The 10,659-nt window shown below is 37.3% G+C and carries 12 protein-coding genes; 2 read left to right on the top strand and 10 right to left on the bottom strand.

The annotated features are described in order from the left end of the window. Nucleotides 1-4: 4 nt before the first annotated feature. On the top strand, nt 5-466 hold the full coding sequence (locus UABAM_RS15170) for an ASCH domain-containing protein (RefSeq protein WP_173013336.1): 462 nt from the start codon (nt 5-7) through the stop codon (nt 464-466). A gap of 99 nt (nt 467-565) precedes the next feature. Here UABAM_RS15170 and UABAM_RS15165 read toward each other — a convergent pair whose 3' ends face one another. After that, entirely contained in the window at nt 566-862 is a 297-nt protein-coding gene (locus UABAM_RS15165; RefSeq protein ID WP_151968851.1) for a hypothetical protein, read from the bottom strand. Between the two features lie 74 nt (nt 863-936). Beyond that, nucleotides 937-1,917, bottom strand: coding sequence for a M28 family peptidase (locus UABAM_RS15160; RefSeq protein WP_151968850.1), 981 nt, complete (start codon nt 1,915-1,917; stop codon nt 937-939). 79 nt (nt 1,918-1,996) lie between these two features. Between UABAM_RS15160 and UABAM_RS15155 the strand changes: the two genes are divergently transcribed. Continuing rightward, nucleotides 1,997-3,349, top strand: a complete 1,353-nt coding sequence (locus UABAM_RS15155; protein ID WP_151968849.1) for a hypothetical protein — start codon at nt 1,997-1,999, stop codon at nt 3,347-3,349. A gap of 47 nt (nt 3,350-3,396) precedes the next feature. Here UABAM_RS15155 and UABAM_RS15150 read toward each other — a convergent pair whose 3' ends face one another. The 8 genes from UABAM_RS15150 to lptC all read right to left on the bottom strand — a co-directional run bounded on the left by UABAM_RS15150 (nt 3,397) and on the right by lptC (nt 10,555). Next, nucleotides 3,397-3,681, bottom strand: coding sequence for a contact-dependent growth inhibition system immunity protein (locus tag UABAM_RS15150; RefSeq protein WP_151968848.1), 285 nt, complete (start codon nt 3,679-3,681; stop codon nt 3,397-3,399). 19 nt (nt 3,682-3,700) lie between these two features. Next, on the bottom strand, nt 3,701-4,222 hold the full coding sequence (locus UABAM_RS15145) for an RNase A-like domain-containing protein (RefSeq protein ID WP_151968847.1): 522 nt from the start codon (nt 4,220-4,222) through the stop codon (nt 3,701-3,703). Nucleotides 4,223-4,478: 256 nt separating this feature from the next. Then, a complete protein-coding gene (locus UABAM_RS15140; RefSeq protein WP_151968846.1) occupies nt 4,479-4,913 on the bottom strand; it encodes a hypothetical protein in 435 nt (144 codons plus the stop codon). A 190-nt stretch (nt 4,914-5,103) separates the two neighbouring features. After that, complete coding sequence (locus tag UABAM_RS15135) at nt 5,104-5,664, bottom strand: hypothetical protein (RefSeq protein WP_151968845.1); 561 nt, start codon at nt 5,662-5,664, stop codon at nt 5,104-5,106. Between the two features lie 35 nt (nt 5,665-5,699). Next, nucleotides 5,700-6,032: a nuclear transport factor 2 family protein gene (locus UABAM_RS15130; protein WP_151968844.1), complete on the bottom strand. Its 333-nt coding sequence runs from the start codon at nt 6,030-6,032 to the stop codon at nt 5,700-5,702. Nucleotides 6,033-6,042: 10 nt separating this feature from the next. Beyond that, nucleotides 6,043-6,792, bottom strand: a complete 750-nt coding sequence (locus UABAM_RS15125; protein ID WP_151968843.1) for a hypothetical protein — start codon at nt 6,790-6,792, stop codon at nt 6,043-6,045. Further along, nucleotides 6,774-7,211: a DUF1573 domain-containing protein gene (locus tag UABAM_RS15120; RefSeq protein ID WP_151968842.1), complete on the bottom strand. Its 438-nt coding sequence runs from the start codon at nt 7,209-7,211 to the stop codon at nt 6,774-6,776. The genes UABAM_RS15125 and UABAM_RS15120 overlap by 19 nt, the downstream gene beginning before the upstream one ends. Continuing rightward, complete coding sequence (lptC, locus tag UABAM_RS15115; RefSeq protein ID WP_151968841.1) at nt 7,208-10,555, bottom strand: LPS export ABC transporter periplasmic protein LptC; 3,348 nt, start codon at nt 10,553-10,555, stop codon at nt 7,208-7,210. The genes UABAM_RS15120 and lptC overlap by 4 nt, the downstream gene beginning before the upstream one ends. Between the last annotated feature and the right edge of the window lie 104 nt (nt 10,556-10,659).

The raw sequence follows: 10,659 nt of genomic DNA, 5'->3' as shown, positions 1-10,659 counted from the left end.
CCCTATGTCTGAATTAAAGGGCAAAAATTTAGAGTACTGGCAACATTATTGCCGCGAGAAAAACGTTGCGGAAGACACTTATGTAGAAGCTGGGATGGCGGGGAATTCCGAAATTACGGATGGCCTCTTACATCTTTATCTACAAGGAAAAAAAACCGCAGGAAGTGGCTTGGTACAAGACTACAAACAAAGTGGTGACCCTCTCCCGAAAATAGGTAATCATTGGATTATTCTGGACGCGCAGCAAAATCCACGCTGCATCGTGAAAACAATCGCTGTAGAATTTCACTTGTTTAAAGACATTCCCTTGCGTATTGCCATTGCCGAAGGAGAGGGCGATTCTTCTTTAGAATATTGGAGAAAAGGGCATCGTATTTTTTTTAGCGCTTTCTTGGCAGACCTTGGTATTGACGATTTAGATGAAGCTGAGATTGTTACTGAGTTTTTTGAGTTGGTATGGAAGTAATTTCTCCGAAATAAAACCACACAGATCACAGAGAAAAAATGATGAAAATTTATGCGCAATGATGCTTCTCTGTGTTTTGTGGTTATTTTTATGTTTTTACTATTGTCGTGTGGTGTCACTGCCTATGGTTGCGTCGTTTTCTATTAGCATATCTTCAAGGACAGCAGTACTTTTCTTCTCACGATCATTGAAAAATGGTATGTCTTCACTAAAAAGAAAGACAATAGAGGCTAAAGTCGCAAAAATAATGTAATAAATGCTGTAATTCATCGTAATTTTGCCAACAAGCAATAACACAAAAAGAAAACCCGCGATCACAAAATATACCTTTTTATCTTTTTGTGATTTGTCTTTGTATTTCGCAATAGCACTATGTTTCTTAGAAGCTTTTCGCATTGTTTCACCACCTTTACGTTTATTTTGTCCTGTCCATCCCGTTAATCCTGTCGAATTATTCCTGTGAATCATCATTACCAAATCGCAATAGCTTCGTAAACAGCGACGACCACTTTACCCATTTTATCATAGTTTAAACGATTGGCGGTGTCCCCTAGTTTATGATATTGAAAGTTGCGCATGAAAGCGGTATCGGTGACCATGAGTCCTGGCGCGCCGAATTTCCAGTAATTATGGTGATCGGAAAAATCAATTCCCTGTAGTGCCGCAGGAGCGTTTATCGAATATACAGGTACATCTGTTGCTCCCTGCATTCCCACTTTTAGTTTACGCGTTTCCGAAATATCGGCTAAGTGACTGACAATTGCGATGAAGTTCCCCTGTGTTGGGTAAAACAATTTTAAGAGCGGGAATGGATACTGTTGTTTTTTTTCATCGGTAAAATAGCCTATCATTTCCAAAGAGATCATCAAATCGATTTGTATACCAGCATCATGAGATCTTTTTGCATGAACGTAACTTCCCATCCACTTTGTTTTGAAATTTGGTGGTTCTTCTAATGTGTAAGCAACTAATTCAATAGTGCGGTCCAGGGGATACTTTTGCAGTAGATATCCCAGCTCGATAAGTCCTGCTACACCACTTGCATTGTCGTCTGCTCCCGGTGTCATACCACAGGTGTCGTAGTGGGCACCAATTACAATGCGTTTATTGGTTTTTTTGCCAAAAATGGCAGTAACATTTTTATAGGTTCTGCGTCCGGTTTCGTATTCTTGAAACTGAACTTCTGTGGCTCCCGCTTTGGTAAAATGTTCGTAAATATAATCGGCACATTTATTCAGATTGTCTATGGATACTTCATTGCGCGGATAAAATGTTTGCGACAAGGTGACAACATGCTCTTTTAATTTTTCACTGTTGATGGTCTTTGTTGATAGACTGTTTTTACTAAACGTTGGTTGCGTTAAAGTAAACCACAATACGACAACAGGTGTTACAAGCAAGATAAATATAATCATGAAGATTCTTATGCGTTTTCGTTTTGCTGAGGACATTTATTTCTCCATTTTTACTGGGTTCGTTGTTATAATAAATACCATTGTAGTTTTTTTATCTATTCTCGTGGAGAAAAAAATGAAGTTCATTTTATGTTTACTTATCCTTAGTTGTTGCTTTGCCAATGACGATACTTTTAGTGTCATTCTAAACGGTTTTAATCCAAACGGCTCGACAAAACAAGGAACTTTTGGTATTGCCGAAAAAGAAAAGTTAATTGTTAAGGCTGCTAAAGTTTTGGGAGTGCCCGATGGTTTCGATGATCCGTATGCTAAGAATCAAATTGTGCAAGTGGCATACTATGGTGATACTCCTCCTAAGTACTACACTGAAGAAGATATCAAAGAAATTGAAGCTGCAGGCAAAGGTACGCCGCGCTACGCTCTTATTGCCGCTAAATTTATTAAAAGACGCTTAGAATTAACTAAGGCTTCTGGAGTTAATTTAGGTGGTGGAAGTTATGGAGCTCTTATTGGCCGTTACCTCATCGAGAACAATCTTGAAAATCTTGCTGCCGAAGGTAAGATAAAGAAATGGTTAACTCTCGAAGGTGTTGTTTGTGGTGCTTGGGCAGCAGGACTAGCCGCTGACGAAGATATTCGCAAATTTGTGGAAGAAGTTTTGGAATTGGATATTTCCGATCCAAAGACAATGCATCATCAGTGGGTGAATGAAAACATTCACAATCCTCATACTGCAACAGATTGCGAATACTTTAAAGATATTCTCATTGGTCATTATATTTCATCGAACGACAAACTGAATGAACAGTTGCTTACTTTGGCGACAAATCGTCCCAATGATGGCGTTCTTCTCGTAGATGACATGTATTTGCACGATGTGGCTCCACAAAGTCGTTTTCGTGGTAGAATGCCAGCGAAAGTTATCGGAAACACAACGCACTTGTCTGCATCAAAAGACGATATTTTTTTACAAAATATTGTGAGCTTTGTACGAGGTACCCGTAGAGTTACGATTAAGCTTCTACAGGGAAAAGCAAGCCAGTTTGATGAAGATGAGTATTGGTATGGTGATGCAGAAGTTGTTTTCCAGGCAAAAGTATTTTCTCCTTACATCAAAGAAAAATGGAATGTGGAAAAAGAAATTGCTTTGGTCAATCGCGAAAACCACACCGCTAAAGTGATTAAATTTGGCAAGAATCGTAATAGTAAAGCAATTGAAAGCACTCTATTTGATTGGTTTGTGAATCCTGAAGAAAAAAGCCTAAAGTTAGAGTTGTGGGCGGAAGAAGTGGATTGGGATGATATGTATAAAATTGAAGAAGATATCATGAATCCGTATGAAGATTTGGGAAAAACACAAATTGAAATACCACTTGATTTTCGTGGCAAAAAACTATTTCAGGCGAAGTCAGAGAAATGGGGTGTATCCATCGTTGTTGAGATTGATGATTACGCTTCTTCTAAATAATTTATATAAAAAACGCGATAATAAATTCATTATCGCGTTTTTTTGTTTTATGAATTGGCGGTGTTTTTTTCAATCTGTACAATGATGTTTTGTAGCCATTCTTCACTTTGCTGTTGATTGTCGAAAGCGCGGTTGGCCAAATCACCTATTTGTTTGCGATATTTTTCTTCACCGTTCAATAACGCTTTTCCTTCCTCAATTACTTTTTTTTGCATTTCTGCGGACTCTTCACTGATAAATTCCTTGATGACCTTGTTGTCTTTGCCATCGTCGGCAAACCACGCCGTCAAAAGTGTATAAGTTTCGGGAAAAGTATCTCTAAAATTTTGCATCGTTGTAGCCTCTATCGAACTATTTTATACCGTAATCGGATGCTTTTGCTTTCGGGTAGCACGTTAATATGTAAGCGACACCTTTTTTGGTGTTTCTTTTCAGAACGAGAATCACTTCACACTTTTTGGTGATTTCCACTCTTTGGTTAGGTTTTTCTTTAAAGAATACATAACCTTTTACTTTTAAATCAGCGGTAAATGTTTCTTTTACTTTTGTGGTTTTTGTCCACCATTTCTTGATGTCTTTTACGTTTTTATTGAAGACTCTTTTCGCCGCAGACCCCGCTGCCTTTTTATCTTCAAAAGAACTCGCGGCCTTGAGTCCATCTTTTTTCAAACGCTTTTTCAAGTATTTGTCTTTTTTGGCAACGTGTTTTGCAACGGTGTGTCCCCAACCTTCATGATCGTCAATATCTATTTTGGGAATTTTTTTGGCTACTATGCCATCAGTGAGTTCTTGTAACTTTTTCAAGTCTTGGGCATTGGTGCTTAGCGAAAACAAGAAGCAGAAAAGTACAAGATAAATACTTTTACGTAACATATCGTTCCTTTCATTTGAGATAATGATTTGTGTATAAAGTACTACTCATTATGGCTTTTTTCCGGCAAAAAAACTATGAAAACTTTCAGTTACTCACTGTTTATGTACTTGAAAATTATTCTTTAGCCCGTTTGCGAGCCTAGGCCCAACCCCCAAAAAACTTCCCTAGGCTTCCACAGACTAATAATAATTTGACATACAAGGCCTTGGGGTTGGTTTTTTTCTTATTTAGATCAGGCAATAGTCTCGATAAACATCAGCGAGACAAAATTAAGTTGAGTATAAACAAACAAGTGATAAACAAAACTATGACAAATATTGCATTTTTTGGTTGAAAAATCCATGGGATCGTAAAGAAATCTCCGAAAAAATTTTCGTCTTGCTCTCTCTCCAGACGAAGATCTTTAGCAACTTGACCATAAATACGATCTTCTCTAAAGCCAGGCCAGTCAGGAAAAAGTTCTTTTATCTTTAACCAATCCTCTTCTAAGTCATCTCTTTTTTCTCCAAGAGACAATGATCCTCTATATCCTATTGCTCTTGCTAGTATCATATGATATATGATATCATCATTCGGTAGTTCATCTGACCAAATAAATCCGCCACGCATAATATCATACGAACGTTTAGCATCTTTTGAATATCTACATTTTCTTAAATTTTCAATTATTTCTTCTTCTTCCATTTCCACAAATCTATCCTCTTATAGCAATAAAAATTATAAGTATAACTTTGACAAAACAATATTCGGGAACGATTTAAATATTTCCTATACGATAAATTATTATTGCACTGTAGAAACCTATGAAAGTTTTTTGGGGTTGGACCTAGACCCCAAGTAGATAAAGGTGTTAGAAAGAACGATTTTTGACTTTCCTGTTTTATACATATTCTTGCAAAGTACACAACATCGAAGTAATTTTACTTGGCACTTCTGGTAGAGGAGACAAACCTAGCTTTTCTCGTGCACTATTCACTACATTCAGATCAGAGAATGACTTTTGATCGCGAATGGCAAGAAATGTCGTGATGATAATCGTTTTTAATGTATTACCACGTATGCGAAAAGTGTTGGGGGAATATCTTGCCGGGTGTATATGGATATATTTGGTGTCTTCGATGAGGCGCAAGGTGAAAATTGTTTTGTCACTTAAGGTATATTGGTAGTAATAACCAAATCTTTTGATATCACCTTTGGTTTCTAGATAGACACGATAACTTTCTAGGTCTTTTACACCTTGACTTTCAATGAATTGAAAAACTTCGTTTTCTATTTCCTGGGGGGATAGTGAACCTACGTAAATGTCAGTCACTCCATCAAGACCCTTGATTCTCTCTATGATATATTCTTCTTTGCATTCATCGCTTTTTGCGTAATCGATGATACGACGTGCTATATCGGGGAAATGATGTTTTCCAGCATTAAAGAAGACAGGATTCATGAAAAATTCCTTGCTTTGATAAAAGTTGCAGAGAATTAACGTACAAACCACACATTTTGAATAAGATCATTATGTATTTCGTAGATTGCGATGACATATACCGGTTCGGGTTGTACTCCATGAACGCGCTCGTGATCAATCACTGTATTTCCTTGGATGATACGCTTTAATAACTCTGCATGTAGTTGGGGAATGTTAAAGCGGTGGTCTCGATAAAATAGGCGTAAATTTTCACGCCCTTCTAAGGTGAGTTTCATTGTTGGAAAGTCGTAAATTTTTACATCTTCTGCGTATTGAGCAACAAACTCTTCTAGGTTGTGTTGATTGTAGGCATCAAGCTGCGCTTGTACCGGAATTTCACTATTCATATTTTGGTCCTTATGATTTGTAAACGCGTATACTGCCTGATATTTTCCAATCTCCTTCGTTTTTCCAACGACATGAAAAACTTTTTTTCTTTTTATTCATTAATTCTTTATGCGGATAAATAAAACATTTCCAACCGATAACATCGTCCTGATTGATAGCTGTCCAGATATGACGCAGCAAATTTTCATTTTGTATAACACTTTTTTCTATGGATTCACTCACCGATGTGGCGAAACGTTCTATCTGTTGTGGAGATATAGAGCGACTTTGCTCGTTGAGATACGGAATGGTATCGTTTAGAGCTTTTTCGATCCCCTGAACGAGTTTTTCGTAACATGATTTTGCGGCGCGACTACTCATGTGGTCTTGTTCCATAAGAATGCAAAATACACCAATGACTCCCTGTGCCAGGGCCCAATTATCATAATCGTGTATGGGAATCGGTTTTAGAGTTGTCTTCCACTTTCCTATTGTCGAGGGAATGTCTACGATATCTCCGGCATCGACTTGTTTGACACCTAAATTTTGTTGTGCACCGTCTACGGAATGCAGAAGAGCATTACCGCCGAGTGTAAGAGTTTCTAACGTTTCGAAATACACTTTTTCGCCGTCGATTTTAAAAAAAACTGGCCATAAATAAGGTTCGGCCTTACCAAAGCCATCCCCTTCATCAAAGCAGTGTATTTTTTCAAGTACAACGGCAACATTGAGATTTGTATCGAATTCGTTTTCGTGCATTTCTAGAAGAGTGTGATCCATGAAAATACCTTTACAAATTTGACAATATCTTTGATTATATTTTGTACTACGGTACGATTAATCGTATAAGCTTTTATGAAAACGGTAGTGCTGTCACTACTTGTATTTGTATATATCTTGATATACCACGTCTGGTGTATTTTTTTGGCAAACGGTGGTACAACGTCAATTTTAATTCTTACCGTTGTATTGGGAGAAACCCACTCATTTGTTAGAGAGGTTTTTACGCATCCACACGATGGCTGAATGCGTACAATACGTATAAACTCCTTTCCTGTATTTCGTACAAACACATTGGTGTGGAGAGGCGTGTTGTCGTAAATAAAAGTCGGCGAATTTTGCGGTACCACGATTTGTAGTTGCGCTGTGCTAAAGTTTATGAAGAAGACAAAGAACAACACTATTTTTAGAAGATTCATTTTTTGAAATCCGATTGTGGTAGCCGTGTGGCCTTTATATTGTGCCCTTTGGTGTAAAGATATTCTGTTTCTGTATCGTAAAAAACCATGGGCGCTTTGATATTTGTTCCTTCTCCTTTGATACGCACATAAGGGTAATCGGCAATGAAAACGCGTTTTTTGGTTTCATTCCACCGTAACTGTGTTCCATATACGGTATTTTTTTCTGATTGAAGAATGACATTGTCATAAGCAATTAACTCTTGGATCACTTGTTTTTTTAGTATAACTTCTAGACGTTGGCATTTGAGGGTACGTTTGTCAATAGTTGCATGAATGTTATCAACAAGGCGTATTTTTTCTTGCTCATTGAGATACGTAATTTTTCCCTGACTGGTGATGTGTATTGTTTTTCCCGAAATTAGCTGTTGTTTCTTTTTCTCTGTCTTTCCTCGTGGGAGTACTATTTTGATAGGGCCTTGCCCTTGCACTTCCTTACGATCTATGTAAAAATCAAATTGCGAAGAGAATATTTCGCGTCCACTGTGTGCCATACGTGCTTTGTTGCCGAACAGTTGTGCTTTTTTTTGTTGAACAAAATAAATGAATTTGTTCCCTTCTCCACGCTGTGTTGCATCGTCTCTGTTGGTGACAACGACATTCTTGAGCGCTGTAAATTCATTTAATTTCCATTTCCCTTTGCTAAGAACATCTCCTTGTGCTCTTTGTTGTTTGTCAGATTCGTTTGTGAATACTGCCTGAGCCTCGTCACAGGTTAATTGAAAGTTTCGCGGTTTTTTTTGTGAAGATTTTTTGTTGCGTTTTTGACTTTTTCCCCATAAATCTAAACCGTTGCCTTTTCCATTGTTGCTGAACAACATCTTTACGTTGTCGTATGCATGAGCCATATTGTCTTTTTGAGAAAATACTATTTTTTGGGCAAAAAGTGTATTGGGATTCGTGGTAGTCGCATCTATTTGTTGTAGTTGCGCTGGATTTCCCCATAGAGTTGCGGTGTCTTTCTGTGTTGAGTAATACAAACGATCTCCATTACCTTGTGCCCCTTCGGCGAAAAGTTTGACATTATCTGCCACGTGAATTAAACGATTCTTTCCGGTAATAAACAGCTTATCCCCAGTAATTTTTGACTTATTTTGTTGTAGCGTAACATTGCCTAATAATTGAATATTTTTACTATTGTCTTTTAGTGTTTTTACATATAAACGATCTCCCATTGCCGTGCGTCCTTCGTCTTCTATGTAAACTTCGCGCTTTGCCCGTAGACTATGCAATGTACGTTTTTTTTCTTTGGGGTTTTCGACAATTTGTGCAATTAGATCGTGTGCTTTAAATTTTCCTACTTGCGTGTCTGTTTGGTGTTTATATCTGTACATGTCGACATTTTTTTTGGCGTTGAGTAAATAGCTTTGATCTTGTGTATTTTTTACAATGACAATGGCTTTTTCTGCGCGAAGTTCGATATCCTCTTTGACGTTTGTTGATTTTTGAGGGGATTTTTTTTCTCCCAGAAGTGCACCACCCTGTTTCACATCGACTTGGTATGCGATGACTTTGGGATTTTTTTGTAGAACGATATTTTCGTATATATCTTTTTTTAGCCAAGTAAGAGTTTGACCACTCGCGTAGATTTTGTCGTCACGATATAAAACATCGTCTAAGGCCACCGCTTTTTTTAAAACAAATTTTTTGTCGCTGTTTTTCTTGTGATTTTTTAAGCGAACGATAAGCCGTTGACATTTAAAGCTACCGATTTGTTTTTTCGTTCCCGCTGCATAGCGCAAAATGTTTACGTCTTTTTTACTATGGCACAAATGTTTGCCGTTGCTGTGTCTTTGTACGGTAATGTATGCGCGTGAAGTGACTTGAATATCTTCTTTTTTGTCTTGTTTCTTTTCTTGATCTGTATTTGATGATTTTTGTCCACTTTGTGTGCCGGAAACGTTCAAAAATACGATGCGATTATTGCGACCAGTCATGTACAATGTGTCTGTTTGCGGAGATGTCTTTTTCCACTTGCAATAGTTGCCTGCCGCACGTAGTTTTTTGTCGTGATACATAACGTTGCGTTTGGCCTCTAGGTAAATAGGTTCGCGTTTTTCTTTTTTTTTCGCGGCATCTAAACGCGTCGCGATGTCTAATTTTATGTAATCTCCATGGATTTTTGTTGTACTTTTGTTTTGCAAATATTCATATATTTTTGCTTGGCCGATGAAATATACACTTTCAATCGTTACAATAGCTCCATATTTCTTTTTCCAGCGAATTTCTTGTGTCGCACTTCCTTCTATGCGCTGCGCTTTACGTTTATCTACAATCTTTTGTAAACTCTCCTGTTCTTTCTTGTCTAAAAGAGTTAATTTTCCTTCGAGTGCGATATGGGCATTTTTTTTGAGAGTAATACGTTCTTCGTCGTGAAGAACTCTTTGTTGGAAATTTTCGCAACGCATACTATTTTTGCCATCGTCAAATTTTACTTGGCCGGTTGCGATAAATTTACGCGCATACATTTTTTTGTCTTGGTTTTGCTGGAGTTCTATTTGCAAATAGTTACATTGCAGCTTTGCTTTTTTGCTTTTTAGGGCTACTTGCGTTTCTTGGCTAATAATAAATAGCTTTTGTGACATTTTTTGTAACTCTAACGCTCCTTGCGATGTGGAAGTTACAGTACCATCATTTTGTTTTTTTTGTACAGTTAAGTGGACGTTTTGTAAAAATTTGACCTTGTCCGACTTCAAGAAAGTCTCCATTCCCGTTGCTTTTATCGTAAAAGCATGGTCTTTTTGTAGTTGTACTTTGGCTTTTGTTCTTAGGGTACGATTGGTCAAATTAATTCGGAGTGTATTTGTTGTTGCCGTACTTTGTATTTTGCCTTCAGAAACACCCTGAACCTTCACATTTTTCTTGAGTATTAGTAAGTCAAAGTCTTTTTTTCTCTTTTTCAAGATAGCCGTGTCTGCATTTACAACATAGGTTTTGCTCAGTTGTAGTTTTCCACTCGATTGTTTTTTAGCAACAAAGTAAACACAATGAGGTTTTTCGATAAAAAATGAATTTTGAGTTTGAGGTAACATTTTCTCACAGGTAATGACCCATTCTTTTTGTCGTTTTTCGTTGTAATGAACGTAACGTACTTCTTCTAAACGATTTTCTTTATCGAGTCGAATTTTTTTTGTTTCCGTTTTGGTTTTACCTTTTGCTTCCAAGATCATCGTGGTTTCAGATGTGTCTTTTACTTCTTTAATAGGGGAAATTTGCGGTTGAACAAAAATTCCTCCTGAAAATGAAGCGAGAAATATAATACTTACCACTGCTAATCCTGAAAAAATGACCAATGTTTTTTTCATGCCTTGCTCGCTATGTTCAAATCTTTGATAATAAGGAATGATACAGTTTATATCGTGCTACACCAGAAGACACCGCGAAAGAAAATTTTCTTAATGGGCGATAT

It is taken from the genome of Candidatus Uabimicrobium amorphum (assembly GCF_009002475.1).
Classification (GTDB): domain Bacteria; phylum Planctomycetota; class Uabimicrobiia; order Uabimicrobiales; family Uabimicrobiaceae; genus Uabimicrobium; species Uabimicrobium amorphum.
Note: the sequence above shows the minus strand (reverse complement) of the source record. Positions and strands in the feature narration are given on the sequence as shown.

What these genes read in the sequence shown, in the direction of transcription:
- UABAM_RS15150 (WP_151968848.1), bottom strand. Translation starts at nt 3,681, where the DNA reads ATGCAAAATTTTAGAGATACTTTTCCCGAAACTTATACACTTTTGACG.
- UABAM_RS15165 (WP_151968851.1), bottom strand. Translation starts at nt 862, where the DNA reads ATGCGAAAAGCTTCTAAGAAACATAGTGCTATTGCGAAATACAAAGAC.
- lptC (WP_151968841.1), bottom strand. Translation starts at nt 10,555, where the DNA reads ATGAAAAAAACATTGGTCATTTTTTCAGGATTAGCAGTGGTAAGTATT.
- UABAM_RS15125 (WP_151968843.1), bottom strand. Translation starts at nt 6,792, where the DNA reads ATGGATCACACTCTTCTAGAAATGCACGAAAACGAATTCGATACAAAT.
- UABAM_RS15170 (WP_173013336.1), top strand. Translation starts at nt 5, where the DNA reads ATGTCTGAATTAAAGGGCAAAAATTTAGAGTACTGGCAACATTATTGC.
- UABAM_RS15155 (WP_151968849.1), top strand. Translation starts at nt 1,997, where the DNA reads ATGAAGTTCATTTTATGTTTACTTATCCTTAGTTGTTGCTTTGCCAAT.
- UABAM_RS15120 (WP_151968842.1), bottom strand. Translation starts at nt 7,211, where the DNA reads ATGAATCTTCTAAAAATAGTGTTGTTCTTTGTCTTCTTCATAAACTTT.
- UABAM_RS15135 (WP_151968845.1), bottom strand. Translation starts at nt 5,664, where the DNA reads ATGAATCCTGTCTTCTTTAATGCTGGAAAACATCATTTCCCCGATATA.
- UABAM_RS15130 (WP_151968844.1), bottom strand. Translation starts at nt 6,032, where the DNA reads ATGAATAGTGAAATTCCGGTACAAGCGCAGCTTGATGCCTACAATCAA.
- UABAM_RS15145 (WP_151968847.1), bottom strand. Translation starts at nt 4,222, where the DNA reads ATGTTACGTAAAAGTATTTATCTTGTACTTTTCTGCTTCTTGTTTTCG.
- UABAM_RS15160 (WP_151968850.1), bottom strand. Translation starts at nt 1,917, where the DNA reads ATGTCCTCAGCAAAACGAAAACGCATAAGAATCTTCATGATTATATTT.